This is a genomic window from Spirulina sp. LEGE 11439 (assembly GCF_059821285.1).
Window position 1 is genome coordinate 1 of record NZ_JCAMRX010000004.1, and the last position, 26,294, is coordinate 26,294.

Sequence of the window (26,294 nt, forward strand, 5' to 3'; positions counted from 1 at the left end):
CAAAGTACCTAATTGATTCGATTTACGGAGCAATGAGCAAAGTAGCGAGAGAGACCATTAAACCCCCCTTAGACATCCATAATCGAACGATTTACAACACCGATAACAACTTTCGAGAATTTACCCATTATTTCGTAAAACAGGTAGATGAGTCTTCTCTGTGGAAACTACAAAGTGAACATCCATCTGACTACTTGCTCAAGACGTGGGCTATGCTTCCTCTAGGATTAAAAAAAGCAAGTAAACCTATTAGGGGGGAACTAAAAGGGATTGACCTGAAAGAAGCTAAAAACCTCATAGCCGACAGTTTAAAAGGCTTGGTGAAACTGTTACCCAAGCACTCGAATAAACAAAAATTAGTAGCTGAATTTGACCCCTCGAAGACTACACCTGAGGAAACATGGCGACTCTTTGAAAGTCCTACAGAACAGTAGTTTCAAAATGTGAGATACAAAAAATGGAGGGGAGAAACACCCCTCCATTCGTTCGGTTTGTCGCCAGATTAAGCGCCGATTTCTAACTGTTTCTCTAGGCGCGCAATAGTTTTTTTCCTGTCCTCTTCCCTTTCCTCGTCCTCTTCCCCGAAGAGTTCGTTACAGCTTTTTTCAGCCTCCTTTTGTTCAAAGTAATAGTTAACGATGTGGTCAAAACAGTTATCTAAACTTGGAGGGACTCCCTCATTTTCGTTCAAGTAGTGACCGCTCCGAACTTTCCACTTGCCTGACTCTAAGTCAATCTCGCAAAGGTCGGGATTTTCCTCGTAAAACTCTACGATCGCATCCCAGTAATCGTCATCGTCCTCGATATAGGCAAACTTTGCCGCGAGTTTCATCTTAAACATTTCACCGATAGACGCATCATAAAAGTCCTTTTCAATAGTTACCGTTTCGTTATCGCTAGACATGATCAACAGTCCCTTTCCTCGTTTGTATTTTTATAGTAAATAGTTTAATTTAACCGGTCAATAAGTTATAAGTAAAACTAAACTTGTGTCGCTTTTAAAATATGGGACATTTATTCTCTTTATCGTTAGTAAAAACAGGTTAAATCTTTCTGTGAAAAGGCTTTGGGGCTGTACCCTTTGTATTTTCTGAGAATTAAACTAATTAAACTAATTTAATTAATTCAATTCTCAGAATAGATACACACTATCCCTAACCAACGAAAGAATGAGGGTTTCTAGCCCTCGAAACCTTTCTTCACAAACCGATCGATAGAATAACCCAATCATGCTTTAATTTCATTCAAATCAACGCGCCCTAGGCGAGTGCTACCAACACCCATCTAGGACGACTTCCACCCCCATTGATACCACCAACAGGAGGGCGTTTTTATTATGCCGGAAAACGAAAACAAGAGAAAGATAGTTCACTGGTCTGAAATCGACTTACCGAACCGACCGTTACAGCCTAAGCGGGAGATGCTAATGGATCGAGGGTATCTCGACAAGAAGCCGTACAGAAACGAAATGATATTAATTCGGTACGACCGTTCCTATATTTCCTTTTGGGTTAAGCGATTTTTACTTGACCGACTAGGTGTAAGCGATCGCGAACTTTTTCGCCTTATCTTGGAGACAGAGAATATTTCAGGTAAGCCGATGTCACAACCATTCGAGACGAATATACCGGGGTTAGGAAAAGCGACCTTTGCAGAGTTCTTTCAGTTCCTATCGGAAGAATCCGCTAAGGGGCGTTTCTGGACAGTCACCGACAACGTTAGCGATCGCTGTCTGTTTATGACTGATAACGCAGACCCGAAACGGCTAACTATCCCTATCGCTGAACATATTGGGCGTAATTTCCTTGACAGTTGGAGAGACAGCTTGACCGAATATCATCAACTAAAACACCTTTTGATTACAGAGAAGATAGCACCTTCCTTTGAGTACAATTTGTATCAATTTGACGACTCTTTCGCTCACTATCAACAAACATATTATTTAGTAGACGGTCTGTTCGGTACACAGTGCAGAGCTTCCGTTAGCGAGGGTTGGGAACTACTCAGACCCGCTAACTAATCGGTCAGATAATTCTCGCAAGGGGTTGTAGTCACGGGGCTACGCCTTTTTTTTTGCTGTACCCTTTGTATTTTTTGAAAAGAGCCTTAGAGGCTCTAGAGCCTCTAAGGCTCTCCCAGAAATATACACACACTATCGCCTCGTCGCGATTAACGAATTAATAATTTCCCCGACAGGGCAAAAGCACAGACATTCCCCCTCTCCCATCCCTTCCAAAAAGAGAAAGAAAGCGTTGCGACGGCATTGAGTCAAGGTTTGATGAAATCAACAGAGCTTGACCTTGACGCAAGGACTAGCGGCGCTAACTTGTTCTCTCAAGGGATGGGGTAAGGGGTAATAATCAATCCGCATCGCGGTTTCGTTTAGTCTCTACAATTCCGTTAGTTTCTATCAGTAACTCGCTTAGCGACCCATGTTGATTTGTCGAGAATGCTTCTAGACCCCTTGATATATAAGGATTGTGATTTCAGTCACATTTCATCAAACTGATTAAGCTCATCAACTTTTCCTAATACTAATTAACCGATACAAACGAATTAATTTTATGTAGTATGTAGTATGTTTGCGTTAACCTCACATTATGAATCCATCGATATATAAGCGTTGTAGCGACTCTCTAGAAACGATGTAATCGCGTTACCGAGTATCAGACTACCTAAAGTCGTTATCGCTCGTCGTAGAGCGTTCTAGGTGGAGTAGGAAACGTTCCGATAGGACGGGTTTAAGAAAGGGGGTGCGGGGGGAAACATTCCCGACGAACAGTTACGCGATCGCCTTTCTCTCTTCTCCCAATAATCGTGAGGTAAGTTTGCGAGACCTTTAAGGTTTCGTTATTCGTTACCCAGCGTTACTTCAAGCACGCGATCGCCTCGAGATAAAAACGCTCTGGCTTATATTCGTGTTGATTTGTCGAGAACCACTCTGTAACCCCTACCCTCTCGTTACCCCATAGGGGCTTATTTTGCCCTCTAACGAGTCTAACCTTACTCGGTATCGTTTCCTCTAAAAAAAAAAGCACAGCCTAAAACTATACCCTCGTTATGTGACGGTTGTGTGACTCAGCCCTGTACAGCCTTCATCATCTGTAACTCAGTTCGCAACCGCTCTATTTCCTCGTCCTTGAACTGTATCGCTGTTTCTAGTTGAACTACTTTTGTTTTCAGTCGTTCGTTTTCTTCCTTTAGTTTTTCGGTTTCAGACTGTTCATTTTTAACCTTTTCCAAGGCAGAAACCATATTATCTATCTTCCTTTCAACGGGCATTGTATCGTGATAAGTCGTAGTATTCATCAGAATAGAATGACCTAAAGACTGAGACAAGACACTAGGATTAATTCCCATTCCATGACCGCGATGGTTGTAGGCGTGACGTAAAGCGTGAGGAGTAAAACCAAATTCGTGACTTTTGAAAAAAGCACAAGTATGTTTAGCGCACTTATACCCCCCCTTTCCTTGTGCCACATTTTTTAATGCGTCCTTGATAGTTGGCAAATTTATCGGCTGATTCAATCCGAATAGTTCAAACCAGTTTTTACCATTTGGAGACAATGGCGCTGCCAAACGGTATCCCGTTTTTGTATTGTGTTTAATCGCTAAGAATTTATTCTTATTATTTGGATCGAGAATAGCAGGGATAACCGTCTTTTTTGTTGTTTGAATATTTTTTGTTTCCTCGCTCCAATCTTCTATCTCAACCCAGTCACCCTCACCCAGAACAACTGGTTTATCCCAGTTTGCGATGTTCCATGCTTCATGGATACGCAGTCCATAAACAGCTAATAAGCTATAAAGAAACTGCCATTGTGAAAAGTTTTTTTCGTATCTTTTTCGATGTTTTGTATTAATACAAAACCCATTATCAAAAATACGTTCAATCTCGCTGTCATTGGGAATATATTTACTTTGTTTGACTGGCTTATTTTCTTTTTTGTATTTTTCGATTACCTTTTCGTATTCATCTTTTTTATCGATCCATTGTAAAAACCTTGTTAAACCAAGCAGAGTATAATCCCTGCTTTGTGAGTCTTTTGATGTTTTTTCTATACATTCAATGATTAATGACTTGCTTAGTGTGTTATCGCAATCTAAAAATGCTTTGTCCAAATTTCGATAAAAAGCATACCAACACCCAATCGGATTTTTCATCGGGGAATTACTCCGCTTGTCCTCATCAAACCAATGCTTTTTGTATGCTGCAAATAATTCCCCTACAGGCTTATTCTCTTCCTCTTTTTCCTTCTGTTCTTTTAGCCGCTCCTTTTCCTTGGTAGTGAGTGTTTTTTTCTGAATAACCGATTCAAACCAGTCCCAAGAAAAAGAACCAGTTTGTATAGCCTGAGTGACTAAATTAGCTTTTTCAGCCGCTTCTAGCACCCCGTCGTTAGTAAGTTTGCAATCAATACCTTTAGGCGATCGCGATCGTTCCCTCGTGGGGTCGGTGAATTGCAATGCAACTGTACCGTTTACAGGTTTCAGCTTAGCGATGTACTTAGGCTTTGGTTTAGCCGTTTTCCACTTGGTGTCTAAATCCTTGTTTACTCGCTTAAGCAGTTCGACTGGCTGAAAACTGCCATCGGTGATTAGTCCTTCCCAAATAGGCGTAAAGCCTACGATAGCGTTGTTACTCATTTACTCAATTTTTACTCAATTTATGGTGTGCCGCACTCCAGAGAGCCTATGAATAAAAGCATAACACAGTAAATAGGTTCAAAGCGAGATATCGATCCCAGTGCTGTCAGCGATTATGACGATTAGACGATCGCAATTTAAAGAATAAGGACTGGCGAGGGTTAATAGCGAATCTGTAAAGTCACGGAAGCTCTGACGGTTTGTTCCCCGCCAATCACCGGAGAATCGGGTTGCTGGGAAATCGCTTCCTCTCTGCCAAACAAGACATTGCCTCGGGTCAAAACCGGCGCGATCGCATGACCAATTTGAACGCTGACCACTTCCTGTGGATTCAAATTCAGGGCATCGAGAACAATGTCGGCTTGTTCGCGAGCATTTTCGGTTGCTTTCACGAGGGCCTGCTGTCGAGCGGCTTCAATGGCGCTCTCTTCTGCCGTAAAATTGACTCCATTAATGCGGGTTGCCCCGACCCGAACCGCCTCATCAATAATATTTCCTGCCCGGTCAGTTGCCACGCGAAAACTGACCGTATTCGAGCCAATATAGCCAGTTAATACCGATTCGTTCCCTTGAGAAGTGCGTCGGTTATTATAGCGGGGGTTGAGACGAATACCCGTAGTTTGCAATTGCTCCACATTGCGCGATCGCAATAACTTAACAATATCCGTGGTGCGTCGGGCGATTTCTTGTTGGGCTTGAGTGGCAGTTTCGGCTTGAATTTCCACCCCCAAATTCACTTGGGTCAAAGTGGTGGGAATTTTCTCGATCCCCGTTCCCGTCACCGTTAGGGTGCGTAATAATTGCTCTTGAGCCTCAGCACTGAGGGGAATGAAAAGACTGGCAAGGGCAAGAGCAAAGATGAGAGAACGCGATCGTAGAGCGCGGTAGTAGGTATCTCGCCCAGTCGATATGAACTTTAAAACCATTTGTTGAGTATCTCCTAAACAAAGTTTTTTCTCTTTTCCCACTATTGCCTGTTGGTACGAAGCTAAGCCAAAGTGTTGCTGTTTTTGTAACAAAATCTTGTACAATAACATTTGTTAACAATTCACGGGCATTCCCTCAGCTTCGAGTGGCTTAGTGTAATTCGTCCCTATAATTGTAATATTTTTGAACTTTTTTAAAATTAGGAGCAGCAAATGGTAACTCTTAAAATCGTCGTTTCTCTGGTTGTCACCTTTTTCGTGAGCCTCTTTGTTTTCGGTTTCTTATCTGGCGACCCTTCTCGGGCTCCCAGCCGTCGCAATATGGAGTAAATAGAGTCTGCGATCGCCGATTGAGACTTAACTAATACTCGAGTATTGAAAATCGAGGGACGGGAATTTTCTCTCGTCCCTTTCTATTTTCTGAGAATTTTCTCTCATCCCGTTCTATTTGCAAAGATTTACAGGACTGGGATCGGACTTGTACACTAGCAATTCCACCGATCTCGATTTAGAGACAAAATGCCGCACTTCGTTCCGCCCTTTAAACCTGCGCCTCCCGTTATTTCTTCCTCCGCTTCGGAGGCCATTCAAAAATCTCTGAAAGCCCACCCCGATCGCGACATTGCGTCTCTCGACTCAGAGATTATTCCCCAGCCCCAGAAATTTTCTCTCCTAGAAGATTCTCCGCCACATCCAGAGAATTTTGCGCCAGAATTTGCTTTTCCCACTCTGCTTGAATTCTCATCCTCTTTTGAGAATAATGAATTGCTCGATACTGAGTTCGAGCAAAATTCTTTTTCCTCTGCTACGGTCAGATCGGGTAACGCAAAAACCCCCCTACTGGAAAATTTAGAACGAGATTTAGAGCAGTTTCGCCTCGCAACCAAACCCCAACGCGACCAATGGGATAATATACTCGAAGCCGTTCGAGAAAGCGATTTCCGGGAACATCCACAAGATAGAAGTATTCCTGAAGTTATAGACCCGCATACGGACATAACTTCACCTTCCATGTTCACCCCGGAAATTCCGCCCCTTCCTGCCTCAGATAAAACCACTTCCGCAACCAGTTCCAACGACCGAGCAATCGTTGCCTCCCCTTTAAATGCAACAGTTTTAGAGAATACCGAGGCCATCGCCATAGCTCAACCCACTTTCCCAGAACGTTTTGAGCCAGAAGAATTTATCGACTCTTCAGAACTCGGGCAACCTATGTCTCTGGGTTATTTGCCCTCAATGGGGATAACTGATGCTCAGTTTAGTTTTCCCGCACCGGATGCGATCGCCGATGATGCAGTAACATTTGCCTCGAATGCTGCCTATTTTGCGGCGGCCGATCCCAAACCCAGCACCACAGAAAAAATTCGCTTGCAGTGGACGAGTGAAGGCGTAGGGGGGTTGCAAGAAGAAAAACTCACTAATCTTATCGTTCAAGAACGAGGTGGAGAAATACGAGAATTTGAGTTAGACGATCGCCCAGAAACACCATCCTCAGATTCAGAAGACATCACACCTGCCGCGACTCCGGAAGAGGCAGAGCCGGAAACCGATGTTTCCCCTCCTCCCACCGGACTCTTAGAAATTAACGCCGATCGCCAAGAATACGACGAAAATCAAAAAGTAGCTTATGCAGAAGGGGATGTAGAGGTACGCTTTGCCAAATCCGTCGTCACTGCCGATCGCGTGCGAATTAACCTCCCCAACCGCTTTATGAGAGCAGAAGGCAACGTTGCCCTCAGACGCGGCGATCAGGTCTTGCGAGGGGAAGTCTTCGAGTATCAATTAGTCCAAGATACCGGCACGATGGAACAGGCATCGGGAGAAATCTATCAACCCACCACCTCTCGAGATTTCGATCCCTTTTCCTTCTCGGGGGCGATCGCCAATGAAGTGACCCCCGATCGCCCGTTAAGCGATCGGCTCATTCGCCAACAACCCATTCAAGACATCCGCCAAGAAGAAGGATTAGAGTTTACCATTGGAACTAGCGTCAGTGCTGACGGTTTGCCCTTTCCTACTACCGGCACGCGAGGACAGGTCAATCAATTGCGATTTCGTGCCGATTATGTCGAGTTCGACAGTGACGGATGGCGGGCAACCAATGTCAGTTTTACCAACGATCCTTTTTCCCCTCCCGAGTTAGAAATTCGCGCCGACACCGCCGAATTTAACACTCTCAATCCGCTTCAGGATGAAATTCTTACCACTAATTCTCGCGTTGTTTTCGACCAAGGCTTTTCCCTGCCCCTGTTTCAGGATCGCATCCTCTTAGATCGCAGGCCGGATCGCGATGGACTGTTTGCCATCGGCATTGACGACATCGATCGCGGCGGACTCTTTATCGAGCGTGGGTTTGGCATCATCCGAACACCGAATTTGCGCTGGTCGATTTCCCCTCAATATTTGCTGCAACGAGCGGCATTAGAAGAAGGGTTTTTCTCACCTAAATCCTTTGGGCTGCGAACAGATTTAACTGCCGATTTCGATCGCCGCACGCAATTACGAGTTTTTGGCAGTCTCAGCAGTTTGGATTTAAGTAATGTTGAAGATAACTTGCGAGGGAGCGTCCGCTTGGAACATAAGATCGGCGACTTGGGCAGACCTCACCTTTTGACCGGAGAGTTTAGCTATCGCGATCGCCTTTTTAATGGCTCCTTGGGTTTTCAAACCGTACAAACCAGCTATGGTGCGATTTTGACTTCCCCACAACTGGTTTTGGGAGATAGCAACGTCAATCTACGCTATCAAGCCGGAATTCAAGTGATTGAAGCGGATACCGATCGTGCTGACTTATTAGCAGCCGATCGCGAAAACAACCGTATTACTCTCACTCGCATTCAAGGGGCTGCCGTCCTCGGATATAATTTCTATCTCTGGCAGGGAGATCCTCTACCCCCAACCCCAGAAGAAGGGATGCGCTATACTCCCGTTCCTCTGCGTCCTTTTGTCCAAGTCACCACGGGAATTACCGCCATTTCTGGATTTTACAGCAGTGGAGATACTCAACAATCCATTCAAGGAACCGTGGGTTTGCAGGGTCAATTCGGGCATTTTTCCGATGATTTCTTTGACTATACCGGCTGGCGCGTTGCTTATTCTCAAGCCGCGATCGCTAATCTTTCACCCTTCCTTTTCGATCGCATTGCCGATCAGCGAGTTTTATCCTATGGCATTACGCAACAAATTTATGGACCGTTTCGCGTCGGGTTTCAAAGTTCGTTAAATTTAGATACGGGTCGCGAGATCAGTACCGATTATTTCCTCGAATACAGTCGCCGCACCTATAGCATTCAACTTCGTTACAATCCCGTTTTTGAGTTGGGTGCCGTGCAGATTCGTATTGGTGATTTTACATGGGGTGGCTATTCCGAACCGTATTAACAGTGAACAGTAAACAACTAATAACTAATAACTAATAAAATGAAATTCGGTATTATTGTTTTCCCCGGCTCGAATTGCGATCGCGATGTGGCTTATGTTACAGGCGATCTTCTCCAGCAACCTACCCGTATGGTTTGGCATCAAGAAACAGATATTAACGATCTCGACGTGGTGATTATTCCGGGAGGATTTAGTTATGGCGACTATTTGCGCTGTGGTGCGATCGCTCGTTTTTCTCCCGTCATCAACAGTGTTTTAGAACACGCTAAAAAAGGAAAATATATCCTCGGAATTTGTAATGGCTTTCAAGTTTTAACGGAAGTGGGACTTTTACCCGGTGCTTTAATTCGCAATCGCAATTTACATTTTATTTGCGATCGCGTTTCCTTAACAGTGGAACGCACCGATCTTCCTTGGACAAAAAATTATAATTCTCAACCCGTCGTTAATTTTCCCATTGCTCACGGCGAAGGACGCTATTATGCCGAACCCGAGACGCTAAAAACATTAGAAAATAATGGCTGCATCCTGTTTCGTTATGCGAGTTCTTCTGGAAATACAAGCAAGGAGTATAATCCTAATGGTTCGCTACATAATATTGCCGGGATTATTAACGAACAAGGGAATATTTTGGGCATTATGCCTCACCCAGAAAGAGCTTCAGATCCAGTTTTAGGGGCAACTGATGGCATTCATCTTTTTCAGGGATTAATAGGGACGTAATGCTTCCACTACTGGCTGAGTCGTTGTTAGCTTTTCAGTACGATCAATTGCCAAATGGCTATTATCATCAGATAAGAACGAGCAATGTTCTCCTCAACTCGTCCTTATCTCATTGAAAAATTTTAACCCCCTGCAACAGCAGGAACAATACTTACTTCATCTCCATCACTCAACGATGTATTTTCATTATCCATGAAGCGAATATCTTCACTATTCACGTAAAAATTAATAAAACGGCGGGGTTTTCCCGACTCATCGCAAATCCTTGCCTTAATACCGGGAAAACTTGTTTCTAACCTATCAATCAACTCAGTAATATTGCCACCATTGGCCTCAATGGTGGCCTCGTTGTTGGTGAATTTTTGCAAAGGAGTTGGAATTAATACTTTAACAGCCATTTTTTCTTGGGTAATGAGTAATGGGTAATAGGTAATGGTAATGGGGAATCAGGAAGAGAATAATGCGATCGCATCCGCCCTTCCCGCTCAAAGTTTTAGCTTAGACTAAAACTTGTTGCCAGTCCACGCGATCCAAAGTTTGCGCCCGTTCCCAAGCCCGCTCAAAACTATCGAGTTTGGCATCAATTGTGAGGGGTTCGCCGATATAACCTTGAACGGCTTCCTGTGTTTTCAAGCCATTTCCAGTAATATAAACTACTGTTGTTTCTTCAGGATCGATTTTACCTGCTTCTGCTAATTTTTTCAGAACAGCAATAGTCGTTCCTCCCGCCGTTTCTGTGAAAATTCCTTCAGTTTCTGCCAACAGTTTCATCCCTTCAATAATTTCCGGATCCGTGACAGATTCAATGTTACCGTTGGTTTTCCGTGCTTGCTCGAGGGCGTAAACTCCATCGGCAGGATTGCCGATCGCGATCGATTTTGCAACCGTGTTGGGTTTAACGGGAGAGATAAAATCTCGACCTTCTTTAAAGGCTTGCGCGATCGGAGAACAACCTTCTGCTTGGGCTCCACTGCAACGGACGGGTTTATCTTCCACTAAGCCGACTTTAATAAATTCTTGGAAGCCTTTATAAATCTTGGTGTAGAGAGAACCAGAAGCAAGAGGAGCAACAATGTGATCCGGTAACTTCCAGCCTAATTGTTCGGCAACCTCAAAAGCGAGAGTTTTCGATCCTTCAGAATAGTAAGGACGAAGATTAATATTCACAAAACCCCATCCTTTTGTATTAGCTACTTCAGAACAGAGACGGTTGACTTGATCGTAATTGCCCTTCACAGCCATTACCGTGGGATTGTAAATCAAAGTCCCTAAAATTTTACCCGCTTCGAGATCCGAAGGAATGAACACGCAACACTCAAGACCGGCATGAGCCGCGATCGCAGCCGTAGAGTTCGCTAAGTTTCCAGTACTAGCACAGGAAACTGTGGTAAATCCTAATTCTCTAGCACGGGTTAATGCTACCGAAACCACTCTATCTTTGAAACTGAGGGTCGGCATATTCACCGCATCATTTTTAATATAAAGATTTTTTAGACCCAGACGGCGTGCCAAACGAGTCGATCGCACCAAGGGAGTCATCCCCGTTCCCACATCAATGACATTATCCGTCGCTACGGGAAGGAAAGGACGGTAGCGCCAGATCGAATTGGGTCCGGCGGCAATACTTTCCCGACTGACTTGGCGACGAATGGCATCGTAATCATATTGAACTTCTAAGGGTGCGAAGGTGTTTTCGCAAATATTAATGGGCAGTAAGTCGTATTCATAGCCTCCTTCCTTAGAAACCAGCTTTGTAAAAGTTGCTGAGGAACTTTGGCCGGGATTTTGGGTTTCGGTGGCGATCGCCTGAGTCATTGGGATTTTCTCCTTCCATCTACGAATTGAAAAAAATCTAACACAGACCGGGAAACCCTGTCAAACATACCCGACTAATTTAGTCGGGATTAAAATGGAGAGGGAAATTTCAACCAAGAGATGTTCTCATCTTCCCGAAAAAAAACTTGTCTATCCTGTCATCCTGTTCATCTCGATCGATGAAGGATAAAGTATGAAAGATCAATTTTGCTCAACAATCCGAAAAATCCTCTCATCCTGCTCAAAAACCTCCTTAATTCAGCCCATCCTGTGAATCGCGATCGCCGACCCGTTTTACGCTCATTTCCTTGGTTTAAACTCGCTTTGGCGGGAATTTTCTTGCTGTCTTTGGGGTTGCGGTTTTGGCGGTTGGGACAATTCAATACATTAGTTTTTGATGAGGTGTACTATCCGGTGTTCGCCAATCGCTACTTACTTGGCGAAACCGTCTACAATACCCATCCCCCTTTAAGTCAACTCATTCTTGCCGTGGGAATTTGGTTCGGCTCTCATTTACCTTTCGGACAAGAGATTAATAACACTTTAACTGGATCTTTACGAACGACATTTAGTTATCGTTGGTTAAATGCGCTGACAGGTTCATTCATTCCCGTAGTTATTGGCGCGATCGCCTATCATCTGACCCATCGCCGCAGTTACGGTGCGATCGCCGCCTTATTTGCCGCTTTGGACGGATTATTTCTCGTTGAATCTCGTTACGGATTAAATAATATTTATTTAGTCCTTTTTGGATTATTGGGACAGTTATTGATTTTACTCGCCTTGCAAGCATATCCTCAACCCAAACAGCGTAAAATTCGGCGCTTGCGGAGTTATCAAGGGAGTCGGTTTCGCTTACTTCGCTTGGTTAGCGATCGCGTTAGTGACTTTTTCCGAGATCGTCGTCCTCGCTGGCAACTACTCATTTTAGCCGGTATCTTTTTTGGTTTATCAGCAGGGATAAAATGGAATGGACTGGGCTTTTTATTGGGAATTTATTTGCTTTGGTTTTTGGCATGGGCGATCGCGATCGTGCAACCTGCAAATCAAATTGGCAATGGTAGAGCAAAACAGCTTCCTTTAACCCATTTAACCTCTCTTAATTTACTGCATATTATTTGGTATTTGGGATGTATTCCCATTTTTTCTTATTGTTTGACATGGGTTCCCCATCTTTTGTTGAATCCCAAACCCGGATTCTGGCAAATGCAGCAAGATATTTTTTCTTTTCATCAAAAAATTGGCAGTGGTCCAGAAGTTCACCCTTATTGTTCTTCTTGGTATAGTTGGTTGATTATGGGACGACCCATTGCCTATTTTTATCAAAAAGTGCGGAATGTTGAAGAAATGATTCCGGCTTATCCACCTTTACCAAATGGAGTCGGAGAGATCGTCTATGACGTTCATGCCATGGGAAACCCGATCTTGTGGTGGTTTTCTACCCTTGCGATCGCCAGTCTTAGTTTGTTTTTAGTTCTAAATTTATGGCAAGGGAAGTTTTGGCGATCTCCAATTTCACCGAGTATTTGGCTAATGTTATTTTTAGCGTGCAATTACGGCGCAAATTTACTCCCTTGGCTAAAAATAACGCGATGTACCTTTCTTTATCATTACATGGGAGCATCAGTATTTGCTATTTTAGCAGGAGCATGGATCGTTGATAATTGGCTGCATTCTCCCCAATATGTTGCTCGACAAATTGGTCTCGTTCTGATTATTTTAGTTATTCTTGCCTTCATCTTTTGGTTACCTATTTATCTCGGACTCCCGCTTTCTACAGAAGAGTATAAGCTGCGAATGTTATTTGATAATTGGGTTTAATCATTATTTTTAAATCCGCGTTTTCTCAAGATCGACAGCCCATTTTGAGGAGGAATGATAACAGCGCAGGAACTCCCAACCCAAAAAATAAATTCTCCCAAGGAAATAAAACAAAAACAAGCCCCCAACAAATCACTTTAATTCTCATTTTTCAACTATTAATTACCAACAATCGATCGTGTAAAAATTGTTCTTGCGAAAAGATTCCACAACTTGCGTTAAAATCAAAAGACGCTCTGGAATAACTATACGGACGAGGAAAATATGCAGGCTCGGGTTTCCAACCATTGGAAGGTCGGCACGACCCTTCTAGACCTGTACGCAATCGAGAAGACCCTAGATCGGGGAGGATTAGCACCAGTCTACCTCGCCCAACATAAATCATGGGCAGTAAATATTGCGCTCAAAGCCTTATTGCCAGAATCGATCGCGACTTGGGGAGGACGGCAAAGATGCGAAGGAGAACTCGAAGCGTGGGTTAACCTAGCGCTGCATCCTCATATCGTCAGTTGTTACTATACCCGCCCCATCGAAAACGAGTTGGCGATCGCCTCGGAATATGTCGAAGGCGGAAGTTTAAGAGATTGGCTCGAGAGCGATCGCTTGTATCGCGGCGATCGCAATGCCGCCCTCAAGCGCATTCTCGATATTGCCATTCAATCTGCTTGGGGATTGCAGTACGCCCGAGAGCGCGGCACGATTCATGCCCACTTCAAACCGGAAAATATTCTCATCGCCGACGGAGGCATTGCCAAAGTTACGGATTTTGGCTGGGCTAACTTACGTTCGGCTTCTCCTCCTTATGCTGCTCCAGAACAATTGTCAGACAACCGCTACAGTCCGAGCAGCGATCTGTGGAGTTGGGGGCTGACAATTTTAGAAATGTTTCAAGGGAAACGCACTTGGCAAACGGGAACTCAAGCCCGAGAAGCCTTAGAGCGGTACGGACAAACTCAAACTAGGAGAGATATCCCTCCCTTGCCCGCCGCGATCGCCGAATTACTGCATCATTGCTGGCAAGACCGGGAACATTATCGTCCGACGGATTTTCGCTTTTGTACTGATAAATTAATCCAGATTTATCAGGAAAATTTCGGAACGGTTTATCCCCGCACAGAACCCGATATGGGCAAATATCGCGCCGATATTCTCAACAACCGCGCCGTTGCCCTCATCGACTTGGGACGCAAGCAAGAGGCGGCACATTATTGGGAAGAAGCGAGACGCATCCATCCCAATCATCCCGAATCGACTTATAACTGGGGTTTACTGTTGTGGCGATCGCGACAGACCAGCGATGAAGGATTGCTTCGTGCGTTGAAAAAATCCCTCGATCCTCAAGATGAACTCACCCCCTATCTCCTCGGCTGGGTGCATTTAGAGCGAGACGATTGCCAAGCCGCGATCTCCGCCTTTTCATCCTTGCCCGAGAGAACTGCGCGATCGGATAATGCCAATGTCCTCGCCCTCGCCCGGGCTCGCCTCCCCGAATCCAAATATCGGCGAGTTAACCTTCCGGGCAAACAACCGACAGCAACTCGTCCCAAACCCGTTAACACAGTCTGTTTTAGCGCCGACGGACGTTATGGCTTATCCGGCAAACAAGATGGCACCCTAGAATTGTGGGATTTTAAAACCAGTCAGAGTCATATCTTCGCTGGAGATTGCCAAGGAGAAATTCTCTCCATTGCCATTACCCCAGACAATCGTTACATTATTTCCCTGTCTCGGGGAAACTTCGGTCTCCTCCTCCAATTGTGGAGTTTGATGATCGGCAAATGTTTGTGTACCTTTGAGAATATCGACCATTGGGAAGCTCCGAAAAATACGCTTGACACTCAATTGGCCGAGTTTCCCGAAGTATTAGCCGCTTTAGATGTGCCGCGCAATCCTTCAGAAGATTTGGGAACGGTATTTTGGGTTGGAAATCCTCCCCAGCGAGAAGCAACAGGAAAGCCAAAGTCGAAGAGAAAAGAGGGGAGGGAAATTGAGGGAGAGGTTCAATCTTCTACTTCATCCCGCAATGAGATTTTTAGTGAAGACGGTCGTTATATTTTGTACCGAGGGGCGATCGCTGTAACGTTGCAAGAAGTCGCCACGCAAAAGAACCTCTACACTTGCTTGCACGATGGCACGCCCTTGCACCTCAATCCTTCGCAGCGTTACGGCTTATCAATCGAGTCCCGTCCTCGATTATGGAATTTAAGCGAAGGCAAACCGTTGCGCCAATTTGACAATCTCGGCCGCGTCGCGGCAATTTGCCTTTTTGCCAATGGGCGTTTTTGTCTGGCTGCAACGGAAGATGGCAATCTGCAATTGTTGTCTCTCTCTACCGGGCGCATTCTCCGCACGATCGCAACGGATCGCTCTGGGATTCACGCCCTTGCCATTAGTGCGGACGGACGCTATGCCTTAAGCGGGGGAGAGGATTTGCAATTGTGGTGCGTGGAAACGGGAAGATGCTTGCGAACTTTTGAGACCTCCGAAGTCATTACCACCCTTGCGATCGCCCCCGACGGACGTTATGCCTTGAGTGGAGGAGACGAAGGAACGAAATTATGGCAGGTGAATTGCTATTCCTCCGCCCCCACTGCCCCCTTGCGCTTGTGTCAAACTCAGCAGGGAGTAGATCTGCTCTCCGTTGAAGAACTCTACGAACAGGAATTAGCACGGGGAACCCTGCTGATGGAAGCAGAAAATTATCTGGCGGCCTTAGAATGCTTGCAACAGGCGCGATCGCTGCCGGGATACGAATGGGAAGAACGAGGGCTATTTCTCTGGGGAAGTCTTTATGCTTACTTGCCCCGCACCTTCTTGAGAGGGGCGCGAGAAATTTTAACCGTCAATCCTCATCGCGACTGCGTCAACGCGATCGCCATTTCCCCTTCAGGAGAATGGGTCGCCACGGCCAGTAATGATAAAACCATACAAGTGTGGCATCCGAAGACAGGAGACATTCACCTAACTTGTCAAAATGCTGCCTTGGGCAGTGCGATGGCGCTGGATTTGAGTCCGGACGGAGGCTATCTCTTGGCCGGAGGAGATGGAGGCAGCGTGCAGATTTGGGACATGGTCAAAGGTCAATGCCTCTCGCGCTTTTCCAGCAATGGCAGCACCCCTCTAGCTGTCAGTTTCAGTCCCGATGGCAACTATGCGATCGCTGGCTTTAGCAATGGCGAACTCCGCTTGTGGGACATCAGCAGCCAACGCTTGCTGCGTCGCTGGCAAGGTCATCAAACCCCCGTTTCTTCCGTTGGTTTCAGTCCGGACGGGCGCTATCTTTTATCCTGTGAAACGGGTTCGGCCAATACCGAGAAGAGTTGGCAACTGGGAGCGATCGCGAATGGGGCGGCGGGACGATGGAAATATTGGCAGGTCGCAACAGTGGAATGCTTGCAAGATATTGTCACCGAAGGAGAAAGTTTACAGGGCATTTGCTTGAGTCCAGACGGTCATTATGGGGCATCGGCGGGAAGTCGGGCCGTTTCTTTGTGGGCGATCGCGGTGGGTCGCTGCCTGCGGGTTTTACCGGGTCACGAAGGAGCCATTACCACCGTAGACTTTAGTGCAGACGGCAATATTCTTCTCTCGGGTAGCGAAGACGGTACCTTAAGAGTGTGGAATGTTTTGAGCGGAGAATGTACCTTCGTTTTTGAAGGACATCGGGATGCGATCGCGATCGCTCGACTGAGTGCCGACAGTCGCTATATGATCTCTGCCAGTCAGGATGGGGATTGTAAAGTATGGGCCTTAGATTGGCAGTTAGCAGCACGCAAGACAGCAGCATGGAATGAAGGGGCAAAACCCTACCTCGATGCGTTTTTATGGTTGCACGTTCCCCCAGCAGTCACCTTACCCGATGCACCTCGAACCGATGCGGAAATGACCTCGGGATCTCAGCCTTTGCCTTGGAGTTATGGGGGAGTTCTCTTTCTCTTAGCTTGGTCGGGAATGGCCTTAGCGACAGAAATTTTGACCGTGGGGGACTTGAATACTATTTTGCTTGCCTCGGGTGCTGCGACCTTTATCGCGGGCTATTATCTCAGTCGTGAAATTGGCAATCCCAGCCTGCAATTGGGGTCTTTATTCGGGGTAGGGATATTGGTGGCCGCCGCGGCGGTGAATGCTTCCATCAGTTGGATTCCTTTAGCCAGTGCGGGGCTGGGAATCGGAGTTGGCTTGATGACAATGGGGGCGATCGCGGGATTATTCGTTCGCGATCCCATCTCGATTCTGCCCGGTTTAAATTCCGTTCGGCGATTGAAGTATAAATGGGGACACTTGCCTGCGATCGCGGTCTTACTCCTCATCAGTTGGGCGGGGACGAGATTGGAAGCTGCGATCGCCCGACACTGGCTGAATCCCGGGCTGGTTTGCGGAATTCTGCTGGCTGTCCTTGGGGCGATCGCCATCAAACAACTGTGGGACTCTCAACGAGAACGCAAGGACAAGCAGCCCGACGACATCGCGAAACAAGATATCCCGAGGAAGCGACCTTTTTCTTTATCTCGTCTGGCTACTTTTTTCCTGCACCCTTCATCTTTCCCTCGTCCTTCCACCCTCCTACAAAAGTTATGGAGGAGTATCGGTCGCGATGGGAGAACTGCCTTATTGGTTGCGACGATCGCCTTGAGTGCTTTTAAATGGAGTCTGCCCAGTTCTGTTGGCATTACCCCTCCGAATCTCTGTCGCGATCCTGCCATCGTCCGCGCTTATCTCTATCGCGGTGGCAACCCAAATGTTGGGGTTAAGCGAGAAGTTCTTTCCTCCTTGGGGGAAGCCAAGCGGATTTCTCTATTGCAATGTGCTTTAGTGGGCGATCGCTTTGAAATTGCCCAACTGCTCCTCGATCGCGGCGTGAAAGCCGAGTCCGTCCAAATTTCCGGACGGGTGACTCCCCTACATATTGCCTCGGGGAAGAGTATCGCCGATATTGTTAGGGCATTATTAACCCAAGGTGCCGATGCGAACATCCGTGATGAATACCATCGCACCCCCTTGCATTGGGTGCAAAGTCCCCGGATTGCCGCATTCCTCCTCAATGCCGGCGCGGATATCGATGCCTTCAGTCGCGATCGCGGTACCCCTTTACATTGGGCGATCGCCACCAATCAACTGCCGTTAGTCGAACTCTTTCTACAAAACAAAGCAAACCCAAATTTAAAAAATGCTGAAGGTTTGACCGCTTGGGAATTTGCCCAGCAACAAGGCCGTTCAGAAATTGCCAAAGTCTTACAGGAATGGGAAAGTGGCGAAATCTAAAATCAATCCCATAAAATTGCCAAAGGCGCGATCGCTCCTCGACAATACAGCTAAGACAACCCTCAATCCCAATCTAGATCGTGTCATTGGGAAAACAAAAAAATAGTTAAGATCTGCTTTTGGTTGAAGATTTACGAGGAACAGGAAATGGGAGAACCCAAACGTATTGGCATTCTTACCAGTGGTGGCGATTGTGCTGGATTAAACGCTGTCATTCGAGCCGTAGTGAACCGCGCTGTCGGAAAATATGGCTGGGAAGTGCTGGGAATTAAAGGCGCGACGATGGGTTTATTAAGCCGTCCTCCCGTGGTAATGCCCCTCAAGCTGCACAAAGTCGATTCTTTGCTCACCCAAGGTGGAACAATTCTCGGTACCACCAATAAAGGCAATCCTTTTGCCTTTCCCATGTCGGACGGGAGTCTCAAAGATCGTTCGGAAGAAATTATTGAAGGCTATCATCAATTGGGGCTAGAAGCCTTGATCGGTATTGGTGGGGATGGCAGTTTGGCGATTTTGCGTCGCATTGCCCAACAAGGCAATATCAAGCTCATCGGCATTCCCAAAACCATCGATAATGATGTGGGTCATACGGAACTTTCCATTGGCTTTAGCACGGCAGTAGATATTGCCACAGAAGCCCTCGATCGCTTGCATTTTACCGCCGCCAGTCACGATCGCGTCATGGTACTAGAAGTAATGGGACGGGATGCCGGACATATTGCTCTGCGTGCGGGAATTGCGGGAGGAGCTCAAGTTATTCTCATTCCTGAAATTCCCTATCATCTCGATAAGGTTTGTCAGAAAATTCGCGATCGTCAAGATGCGGGTTTAAATTTCTCCATCGTGGTCGTTTCAGAAGCGGTCTGTACCGCCGACGGAGATACCCTCGAGAAACTACAACAATTTGGCGAATGTCGTTTAGGCGGAATCGGTCAATATGTTGCCGATAGTATTGCCAAATGTACGGGAGCAGAAACCCGCGTCACAGTCTTGGGTCACATCCAACGGGGAGGTCGTCCTTCTGCGATCGATCGCATTTTAGCTTCGTCTTTTGGTATTGCGGCGGTGGATTTAATCGCTAACGGTAAGGAGGATTTAATGGTTACGTGGCAGGATTCTCAAGTGATTAATGTTCCCATCGCAGAAGCCATTAAAGACTACAGAACTGTAAATACTGAAGACACTCTTGTGAAAACCGCTCGCGGTTTGGGGATTTGTTTGGGGGATTAATCATGAGGCGGGACATACCCGCCCTCTCAGTACGGGACAAAAAGATCGGGATAGTTTGTGGGGTGACAAAAGAGCGATAAAGTGGAGAGAATAAGGCGTTGAGCGCGAAGACTCTGTTGAAAAAAAGTCAACAAGGATTATTGGGATGTAGAAAATCAGGTATTTTTCCGTAATGTTTCAATAATTCGAGTATTGGCTTTTGGAAAAGGAAATTGGTCAATTTCAGCCAATGTTACCCAACGGATTTCTTGACATTCGATCGCTTTCGGTTCTCCTCCTAAGTAGCGACAATAATGAACGTGAAGGGTAATCCGAAAATGAGTATAGGCATGATCGAGGGTGATTAAATGTTCTCCTACTTCGATCTCAATTCCCAATTCTTCTAAAATTTCTCGTTTAATACAGTCTTCAACGGTCTCACCAGTCTCGATTTTCCCTCCCGGAAACTCCCACAGACCCCCTAACAATCCTTCCTCCAAACGGCGATCGATGAGAATATTTCCCTTCTCGTCACGAATTACGGCGACACCAATGTTTTTGTGCGGTAAAGGTTTGGCTGGTTCTTTCATGGGTAATTGAGATTGAAGTCCTTGTAAATAGGCTTGACATTGTTGTTGCCACGGACAAAGGAGACAGGTAGGTTTCTTGGGCGTGCAGATGATCGCACCCAAATCCATGATGGCTTGATTGAAATCTCGAGGATTGGCGCGATCGAGAAGGCGATCGGACAATGACCATAACACCTTGGTCGCTTTTGCTGTCGGTCGGGGTAAAGCACTCAAACGAGCAAGAACCCGTTTGACATTCCCATCTAAAATCGAGATAGGTTGGTTAAACGCTGCACTGAGAATGCCTCCCGCCGTCGTTCGACCAATTCCCGGTAACTTTAATATAGCTTCTAAAGAACAAGGCAAAGTACCTTCATGGATTTCAACAATTTGCTTGGCAGCTTTATGAAGATTGCGACCTCGAGCGTAATATCCCAAGCCTTCCCATACTTTGAGAACGGTTTGTCCGTCGGCGGTGGCTAACACTTCTACAGTGGGAAAAGCATTTAACCATTTTTCATAGTAGGGAATGACCGTTTTCACCTGCGTTTGTTGCAGCATGATCTCTGAAATCCAAATTCTATAGGGATCCCTTTCTCCTCGCCAAGGTAACGTTCGACCTTGTTGGCGATACCAGATCAATAGCGATCGCTGCAATTCTTCCACAGGCAAAACTGACAGACCGGTTTTCCAGTCTGTCAGCTTGGATAAAGGTTGGCGATCGCCCATCCCTTAACTCGCTAAGTATTCACGTACTGCACCGCGACGCTGGCGCAATTTTTTCAGGGCTTCTCGTTCCAACTGTCGGACTCGTTCCCGACTGATCCCGAGTTGCGTCCCGATTTTTGCCAAGGTCAACGGCTGTCCGTCTCGCAAACCATAGCGTAGGGCAATCACTTCGCGCTGTTGAGGAGTCAGATCCACCATTAACTTTTCCAAGTCTAATTGCAAGGAAGAGTGGGTGGCGAATTCTTCGGGGGATTGTCCGTCATCTTCGAGCAATTCCCCCAGTTCGGTGTCTTGGTTGTCCCCTACCCGTAAATCCAAAGATAAGGGGTGACGCGCCCGTTCTAAGAACTCCCGCACTTGTTTGGGGGTTAGATCTAATTCTTGCCCCAATTCAACGATAGTGGCTGCACGACCTAATTTTTGCGTTAATTGGCGCTGGGCTTTTTTGATCTTATTCAGTTTTTCGGTGATGTGAATGGGCAGGCGAATCGTTCGGCTTTTTTCCGCGATCGCCCGGGTAATGGCCTGACGAATCCACCAGTAAGCGTAGGTGGAGAAGCGATAGCCTTTGGTGGGGTCGAATTTTTCTACCCCGCGCTGCATCCCGATAGTCCCTTCTTGAATCAAGTCCAGCAAATCGAGATTGCGCTTGATATATTTTTTGGCCACGGAAACCACCAAACGCAGGTTAGCCTCCACCATTTTGTTTTTTGCTTTTTCACCAGCTTGCAGAATACGCTGTAATTCTGCGGTCGTCACTTGAGCGGCTTTAGCCCACTCCTCCAAGTTCAGTTCCTTTTCGTCTTGTTCTTGTTGAATTTTTTGCAAGGCGATCGCTTTCTGTATCCGCTTGGCCAAGACGATTTCTTCCTCATGACTCAGTAAGGGAACGCGACCGATTTCTTGCAAGTAGATCCGCACGGGATCGGTAGAATGTTTTGCAGTTTTCATGGCAGTTGGGTAGAAATCAATGGCCATCGAGCTAGTTTTGTCTCAATTGTTTCTCGAAAGCGTTTTCTGAGACCTCTCGACATTAAAATTTATAATTCTTTGCATTCCTTATTGGGGAAGCTCAAAATTACAGGTCAAAATAAATTGTCGCGAACTTTTCATCATATCACAGTTCCTCCCTTTTTTCCTAAGCTGTTCTGGGTTTGCTCTCAGTGTCCTGAGAATTTTTCTTGAGACTGTTATTGAGATGGCAATGGAGACAAACTCAATGTTAAGTATTGTAACATTTATGAAAAGAAATGGGTGAAAAGGGCAGGCTAAGGGAGCGATCGCGGAAATACCCCGACCTAAAGAATATTCCCGACAATAAGGGTCGATAGTGCATTCGCCTCCAAGTTTTTTATGATTTATAGAACAAGGTGTGTGACTTTATCATCTCTCTTGGGGAGAAAATGCAAAGTTTATGAGAGACGAAGACAAAACTAAGGAACAACTCATTGAAGAAATCGTTGTGCTCCGTCGGCGCAATGCCGCTCTAGAAGCGCGATGCTCTGCTCTCGAGTTGGGCGATCGCGAACCGTTTCTTTCTATGTTACAGCATGATACTACAAACATAACACAAAAACAGGAAGTGACAACCGAGGCACTCTTTAATTTAAACGAACGACTTTTAGCGGATGCCACGAGATTGGCCAAAGCGGGAGAAACGTTACGGGTAGCCAAAGATCAGCTCGAATCCGTCTTAGCAGCCGTTCCGGGGATGGTGTCGTGGATCAGCGCAGATCTGAATTATTTGGGAGTCAACGATCATCTCGCTCAGTTATTTGGCTTGGATCCCGATGATTTTATCGGTCAGGATATTGGCTTTTTAGGGGCGGGATCGGATTTTAATAATTTTGTCCGGGATTTTTTCAAAAGTCCAGTCCGCGATCGCTTTGGGGAAATTGTCTCGAAAATTAGCGGCACGTCCCGCCATTATTTGATTGTGGCCCAGAAGTACAACCGCGATCGCGCGGCTTTTATCGTCGGGATTGATATTACCAAACGCCAACAAACCCTAGCCGTACTACAACGGCTGGCGACTTTTGACGGACTGACCCAAATTGCCAATCGTCGTAGTTTTGATGAAACCTTAGAGCGAGAATGGCGGCGAATGATGCGAGAAGAAGAGCCACTCTCGCTCATTTTATGCGATATCGATCGCTTCAAAATGTATAACGATACTTATGGGCATCAGGCGGGAGATGATTGCCTACAGAAGGTAGCCGCAGTGATGGCCGAGGCGGCCCAACGACCGGGGGATCTGGTTTCTCGCTACGGTGGTGAAGAGTTTGCGCTGATTTTACCGAGTACCCCTTCCTATGGAGCCGTCACCGTCGCCAAGAATATTCGCAAATCCTTGAAAAAATTACAAATTACCCACGAAAAAGCGCGATCGGGCTATGTCACGGTGAGCGTTGGTATTTCCAGTTTGATTCCAACCACGAGAAGCACTTTTGAAGGGTTGCTCAAATCTGCCGATCGCGCCCTCTATCAAGCCAAACAAGAAGGACGCGATCGTATTATTGTTTCTTCGGGGTTAAGACCGCATTAACGGGTGAGGGAGTGGCGTATCGCCTCTTACTTCGGAAAATAACGAAAATGCGATCGCGAAGTGTCTCGGAACGAGAATCGCATCTCTTTCTCGGGTTTCTCTTGAGGAGGAAATGCGATCGCGAAATATCTCAAAATGAGAATCATATTGGGCAATTTTTGGGTGATACTTTGAGGATAGAAATTAATGAAATGAGGGTTATATCGGAAATGGGCGAATTCGGTCGGAACTAATCTAAACCTTGATAAAGTTGTTCGATCGCAATCTCTAAATCAATACTTGGGAAAATGACCCGTTCATTTAGTCCATAGGTGACCGTCTTCCAAGTGTTGTCAGACTGACGACGATGACACTCTACTTGTTGTTTGTCTTGTTCGATGAGGATGTATTCTTCTAGGGCAGTAATTTTTTTGTAGTCTGTGAACTTATCGTCTCGATCGAATTTCCTTGTACTCTTTGAGAGAACTTCGACAATAAGTTTAGGGTAGCGTTTAATCTGGCGATCTTGTTTGTCGCGATCGTCATAGGTGACAAAGGCATCTGGGTAGTAATAAAAGTCATCTTCATCATTGACCTTGACGTTACCCGAGTAAAAGCGGCAGTTCTAACTGCCTAAATGAAGATTAATTTGACTCAGTAGATTTAGGGTAATGCGATCGTGGTTATCTGTACCTCCTGCCATTAAATAGGCTAAACCATAGCGATATTCATGGCGGTATTGACTATTATTTTCCTGCTCTAGATATTCTTCGGGGCTGATGTAGTGGGGAACGGCAATCATGATACTATTTGACCCTGCATTGAGTACATTATAGCAAATCGTTACAGCCAATCCACGGGAAGAGGATGCAATGCTTGCACCCTGTCCCGATAATTGCGATCGCCTTGTTGATTAATGATGATTGATTAAAAAAGCGATCGCATTGCTTTTTCGGGATGATATTAGGGTGGAAATGCGATCGCCTGCTAAAATGGAAATAAGTTTTTCTTTGGTCAGTATGTTATGACAACAACAAAAGAAACCGTCCGCTCTCTACTCGAACGACTCCCAGATAACTGCTCTTTTGAAGAAATTCAATATCACCTTTACGTTCTTACTAAAATTGAGCAAGGGTTGGAAGCTGTAGAAACTGAAGGAACAATATCTCAAGCAGAAGTAGAGCAAAAATTGAGTAAATGGCTTCAGTAAACTGGTCTCAAAAAGCATTAGATGATGTAGAAGCTATTGCGATGTATATTGCCCGTGACTCTACGATATATGCTTCCGCTATCGTACAGAAAATTATTGACATTACCCGAAATTTGAATCAATTTCCTCTTTCTGGTCGCATTGTTCCAGAATTTAATTCTCCTCTCATTCGAGAAAAATTTGCTGATAATTATCGAATTATCTATCGTTTTGAAAATGATGTTGTAACTATTGTTGCTGTCATTCATGGAAAAAGACAATTAGACCAAACAGAATTTAATTAATTAGACGCGATCGCACTTCTTTTCGGAATAATTTTGAGGAGGAAATGCGATCGCATAATGTCTCGGAACGAGAATAATATTGGGCAATTTTTGGATGATATTGTGAGGATGGAAATTGAATAAAATTGGGGTGATATCGTAAATGGGCGTATGCAATACGCCCCTACCCCAAAATCTTTTTTGACCCCGACAAAACCTCCCAATTCTATCATTTTACCGTAGGGGCGCAATGCTTGCGCCCTGAATTGTTGCACCAAATCAATTATTTTGGATTTGTCCAACCATTGATTCGATAATCTGTTGCAAATATAGAACGCTCACCTGCAACAATTCCTCCACTCAGCCCTAAGCCAATATCAATGTATTTGACTTCTTTTGTACTAGGATTATAGCTTGTGACAATGCCAACGTGACCATATTCTCCATCAAATTTAGGAGGGTATTTACCAAAAGAAATCACTGCACCTTGTTTGGGTGGATTAGATGTTAAACTAGCGGTTGTTGTGTAACTCCCGAAATATTCTGGAAATTTACTTGCTACTGTCGAAGCAGTTAAATGACCGTGGTTATAACCACCAAGATGAGCCTCTTTCTGGTCTTCAGGTAAAAATACCTCTTGAACATATCGAACAATCAAACTGACGCATTGTCCCGCCGTTTCCCAATCGTAAGCCCATTCATCTAAGCGATCGATAGGTTGAGTTTGTGCTTTAGCCCATTGGAAAAATGCTTCTAGTGCAGATTCATCTTGATGAGGAACAATCTTCCAATCGGGATCTTCTACAGGAACAATAACCTCATTATTAAGAACTGTATGACCATCTTGACCTCCCATTAACCAAATCGAATTTTGACCCAATCGTTGATGTCGCCACAAAATATCTGATTTTCCATCTCCATTGAAATCTCCCGTTCCGACAATCTTCCAATCGGGATCTTCTACAGGAACAATAACCTCATTATTGAGAACTGTATGACCGTCTTGACCTCCCATTAACCAAATCGAATTTTGACCCAATCGTTGATGTCGCCATAGAATATCTGATTTTCCATCTCCGTTGAAATCTCCCGTTCCGACAATCTTCCAATCAGGGTCTTCTACAGGAAAAATAACCTCATTATTGAGAACTGTATGACCATCTTGACCTCCCATTAACCAAATCGAATTTTGACCCAATCGTTGATGTCGCCATA

Annotated in this window: 20 protein-coding genes and 1 pseudogene; 11 read left to right on the top strand and 10 right to left on the bottom strand. The window is 45.5% G+C overall.

The genetic code is table 11. The features are described 5' to 3' along the window. A partial coding sequence (locus tag AC6RV6_RS03690; RefSeq protein ID WP_500238983.1) for a hypothetical protein occupies positions 1-434 on the top strand: 434 nt, incomplete at its 5' end. A gap of 68 nt (positions 435-502) precedes the next feature. On the opposite strand, the gene AC6RV6_RS03695 is transcribed toward AC6RV6_RS03690, so the two are convergent. Next, positions 503-904 (bottom strand): hypothetical protein, encoded by a 402-nt coding sequence (locus AC6RV6_RS03695; RefSeq protein ID WP_500238984.1) that lies wholly within the window; start codon positions 902-904, stop codon positions 503-505. Positions 905-1,336: 432 nt separating this feature from the next. Between AC6RV6_RS03695 and AC6RV6_RS03700 the strand changes: the two genes are divergently transcribed. Further along, on the top strand, positions 1,337-2,020 hold the full coding sequence (locus AC6RV6_RS03700) for a hypothetical protein (protein WP_500238985.1): 684 nt from the start codon (positions 1,337-1,339) through the stop codon (positions 2,018-2,020). A gap of 1,058 nt (positions 2,021-3,078) precedes the next feature. Here AC6RV6_RS03700 and AC6RV6_RS03705 read toward each other — a convergent pair. Both AC6RV6_RS03705 and AC6RV6_RS03710 read right to left on the bottom strand, forming a co-directional pair. Further along, the gene (locus tag AC6RV6_RS03705) at positions 3,079-4,647 is read right to left on the bottom strand and encodes a hypothetical protein (RefSeq protein ID WP_500238988.1); all 1,569 of its coding nucleotides are present in this window, start codon (positions 4,645-4,647) and stop codon (positions 3,079-3,081) included. A gap of 161 nt (positions 4,648-4,808) precedes the next feature. Next, complete coding sequence (locus AC6RV6_RS03710; protein WP_500238990.1) at positions 4,809-5,684, bottom strand: SIMPL domain-containing protein; 876 nt, start codon at positions 5,682-5,684, stop codon at positions 4,809-4,811. 102 nt (positions 5,685-5,786) lie between these two features. Between AC6RV6_RS03710 and AC6RV6_RS03715 the strand changes: the two genes are divergently transcribed. From AC6RV6_RS03715 to purQ, 3 genes are all read left to right on the top strand, one after another. Next, a complete protein-coding gene (locus AC6RV6_RS03715; RefSeq protein ID WP_500238991.1) occupies positions 5,787-5,903 on the top strand; it encodes a photosystem II reaction center protein I in 117 nt (38 codons plus the stop codon). 189 nt (positions 5,904-6,092) lie between these two features. Further along, a complete protein-coding gene (locus AC6RV6_RS03720; protein WP_500238993.1) occupies positions 6,093-8,954 on the top strand; it encodes a DUF3769 domain-containing protein in 2,862 nt (953 codons plus the stop codon). Between the two features lie 39 nt (positions 8,955-8,993). Next, positions 8,994-9,677 (top strand): phosphoribosylformylglycinamidine synthase subunit PurQ, encoded by a 684-nt coding sequence (gene purQ / locus AC6RV6_RS03725; protein WP_500238994.1) that lies wholly within the window; start codon positions 8,994-8,996, stop codon positions 9,675-9,677. A 122-nt stretch (positions 9,678-9,799) separates the two neighbouring features. Here purQ and AC6RV6_RS03730 read toward each other — a convergent pair whose 3' ends face one another. Together AC6RV6_RS03730 and thrC are read right to left on the bottom strand one after the other, a co-directional pair. After that, on the bottom strand, positions 9,800-10,075 hold the full coding sequence (locus tag AC6RV6_RS03730; RefSeq protein ID WP_500238996.1) for a MoaD/ThiS family protein: 276 nt from the start codon (positions 10,073-10,075) through the stop codon (positions 9,800-9,802). Positions 10,076-10,175: 100 nt separating this feature from the next. Then, on the bottom strand, positions 10,176-11,492 hold the full coding sequence (gene thrC, locus AC6RV6_RS03735; protein ID WP_500238997.1) for a threonine synthase: 1,317 nt from the start codon (positions 11,490-11,492) through the stop codon (positions 10,176-10,178). Between the two features lie 270 nt (positions 11,493-11,762). On the opposite strand from thrC, the gene AC6RV6_RS03740 reads away from it, so the two are divergent. The 3 genes from AC6RV6_RS03740 to AC6RV6_RS03750 all read left to right on the top strand — a co-directional run bounded on the left by AC6RV6_RS03740 (position 11,763) and on the right by AC6RV6_RS03750 (position 19,805). Further along, positions 11,763-13,313, top strand: coding sequence for a dolichyl-phosphate-mannose--protein mannosyltransferase (locus tag AC6RV6_RS03740; RefSeq protein WP_500239332.1), 1,551 nt, complete (start codon positions 11,763-11,765; stop codon positions 13,311-13,313). Between the two features lie 264 nt (positions 13,314-13,577). Further along, on the top strand, positions 13,578-18,575 hold the full coding sequence (locus AC6RV6_RS03745; RefSeq protein WP_500238998.1) for a protein kinase domain-containing protein: 4,998 nt from the start codon (positions 13,578-13,580) through the stop codon (positions 18,573-18,575). A gap of 147 nt (positions 18,576-18,722) precedes the next feature. Continuing rightward, positions 18,723-19,805, top strand: coding sequence for an ATP-dependent 6-phosphofructokinase (locus AC6RV6_RS03750; RefSeq protein WP_500238999.1), 1,083 nt, complete (start codon positions 18,723-18,725; stop codon positions 19,803-19,805). Positions 19,806-19,960: 155 nt separating this feature from the next. Here AC6RV6_RS03750 and mutY read toward each other — a convergent pair whose 3' ends face one another. Further along, on the bottom strand, positions 19,961-21,082 hold the full coding sequence (gene mutY, locus AC6RV6_RS03755) for an A/G-specific adenine glycosylase (RefSeq protein WP_500239000.1): 1,122 nt from the start codon (positions 21,080-21,082) through the stop codon (positions 19,961-19,963). Between the two features lie 3 nt (positions 21,083-21,085). Then, on the bottom strand, positions 21,086-22,033 hold the full coding sequence (locus AC6RV6_RS03760) for an RNA polymerase sigma factor, RpoD/SigA family (RefSeq protein WP_500239001.1): 948 nt from the start codon (positions 22,031-22,033) through the stop codon (positions 21,086-21,088). Positions 22,034-22,496: 463 nt separating this feature from the next. Between AC6RV6_RS03760 and AC6RV6_RS03765 the strand changes: the two genes are divergently transcribed. Continuing rightward, complete coding sequence (locus tag AC6RV6_RS03765; protein WP_500239002.1) at positions 22,497-23,627, top strand: GGDEF domain-containing protein; 1,131 nt, start codon at positions 22,497-22,499, stop codon at positions 23,625-23,627. Positions 23,628-23,856: 229 nt separating this feature from the next. On the opposite strand, the pseudogene AC6RV6_RS03770 reads toward AC6RV6_RS03765, so the two are convergent. Beyond that, a pseudogene (locus AC6RV6_RS03770) lies at positions 23,857-24,408 on the bottom strand (Uma2 family endonuclease). Positions 24,409-24,630: 222 nt separating this feature from the next. On the opposite strand from AC6RV6_RS03770, the gene AC6RV6_RS03775 reads away from it, so the two are divergent. Together AC6RV6_RS03775 and AC6RV6_RS03780 are read left to right on the top strand one after the other, a co-directional pair. Further along, positions 24,631-24,816: a hypothetical protein gene (locus tag AC6RV6_RS03775; RefSeq protein ID WP_500239003.1), complete on the top strand. Its 186-nt coding sequence runs from the start codon at positions 24,631-24,633 to the stop codon at positions 24,814-24,816. Beyond that, the gene (locus tag AC6RV6_RS03780) at positions 24,804-25,100 is read left to right on the top strand and encodes a type II toxin-antitoxin system RelE/ParE family toxin (RefSeq protein ID WP_500239004.1); all 297 of its coding nucleotides are present in this window, start codon (positions 24,804-24,806) and stop codon (positions 25,098-25,100) included. Before AC6RV6_RS03775 ends, AC6RV6_RS03780 begins: the two co-directional genes overlap by 13 nt. Here the strand turns inward: AC6RV6_RS03780 and AC6RV6_RS03785 are convergent, their stop codons facing one another. Both AC6RV6_RS03785 and AC6RV6_RS03790 read right to left on the bottom strand, forming a co-directional pair. Continuing rightward, positions 25,101-25,256 carry a hypothetical protein gene (locus tag AC6RV6_RS03785; protein WP_500239006.1) on the bottom strand — a complete coding sequence of 52 codons (156 nt, stop codon included), beginning with the start codon at positions 25,254-25,256 and terminating at the stop codon, positions 25,101-25,103. A gap of 106 nt (positions 25,257-25,362) precedes the next feature. Further along, positions 25,363-26,294, bottom strand: a 932-nt coding sequence (locus AC6RV6_RS03790) for an FG-GAP repeat domain-containing protein (protein WP_500239007.1), incomplete at its 5' end; no start/stop codon positions are given.

Bases quoted from the DNA above. Each gene is read 5' to 3' on its own strand.
- AC6RV6_RS03730 (WP_500238996.1), bottom strand. From the start codon at position 10,075: ATGGCTGTTAAAGTATTAATTCCAACTCCTTTGCAAAAATTCACCAAC.
- AC6RV6_RS03710 (WP_500238990.1), bottom strand. From the start codon at position 5,684: ATGTTATTGTACAAGATTTTGTTACAAAAACAGCAACACTTTGGCTTA.
- AC6RV6_RS03715 (WP_500238991.1), top strand. From the start codon at position 5,787: ATGGTAACTCTTAAAATCGTCGTTTCTCTGGTTGTCACCTTTTTCGTG.
- AC6RV6_RS03760 (WP_500239001.1), bottom strand. From the start codon at position 22,033: ATGAAAACTGCAAAACATTCTACCGATCCCGTGCGGATCTACTTGCAA.
- AC6RV6_RS03720 (WP_500238993.1), top strand. From the start codon at position 6,093: ATGCCGCACTTCGTTCCGCCCTTTAAACCTGCGCCTCCCGTTATTTCT.
- AC6RV6_RS03700 (WP_500238985.1), top strand. From the start codon at position 1,337: ATGCCGGAAAACGAAAACAAGAGAAAGATAGTTCACTGGTCTGAAATC.
- AC6RV6_RS03750 (WP_500238999.1), top strand. From the start codon at position 18,723: ATGGGAGAACCCAAACGTATTGGCATTCTTACCAGTGGTGGCGATTGT.
- AC6RV6_RS03775 (WP_500239003.1), top strand. From the start codon at position 24,631: ATGACAACAACAAAAGAAACCGTCCGCTCTCTACTCGAACGACTCCCA.
- AC6RV6_RS03780 (WP_500239004.1), top strand. From the start codon at position 24,804: ATGGCTTCAGTAAACTGGTCTCAAAAAGCATTAGATGATGTAGAAGCT.
- purQ (WP_500238994.1), top strand. From the start codon at position 8,994: ATGAAATTCGGTATTATTGTTTTCCCCGGCTCGAATTGCGATCGCGAT.
- AC6RV6_RS03695 (WP_500238984.1), bottom strand. From the start codon at position 904: ATGTCTAGCGATAACGAAACGGTAACTATTGAAAAGGACTTTTATGAT.
- AC6RV6_RS03765 (WP_500239002.1), top strand. From the start codon at position 22,497: ATGAGAGACGAAGACAAAACTAAGGAACAACTCATTGAAGAAATCGTT.
- thrC (WP_500238997.1), bottom strand. From the start codon at position 11,492: ATGACTCAGGCGATCGCCACCGAAACCCAAAATCCCGGCCAAAGTTCC.
- AC6RV6_RS03705 (WP_500238988.1), bottom strand. From the start codon at position 4,647: ATGAGTAACAACGCTATCGTAGGCTTTACGCCTATTTGGGAAGGACTA.
- mutY (WP_500239000.1), bottom strand. From the start codon at position 21,082: ATGGGCGATCGCCAACCTTTATCCAAGCTGACAGACTGGAAAACCGGT.
- AC6RV6_RS03745 (WP_500238998.1), top strand. From the start codon at position 13,578: ATGCAGGCTCGGGTTTCCAACCATTGGAAGGTCGGCACGACCCTTCTA.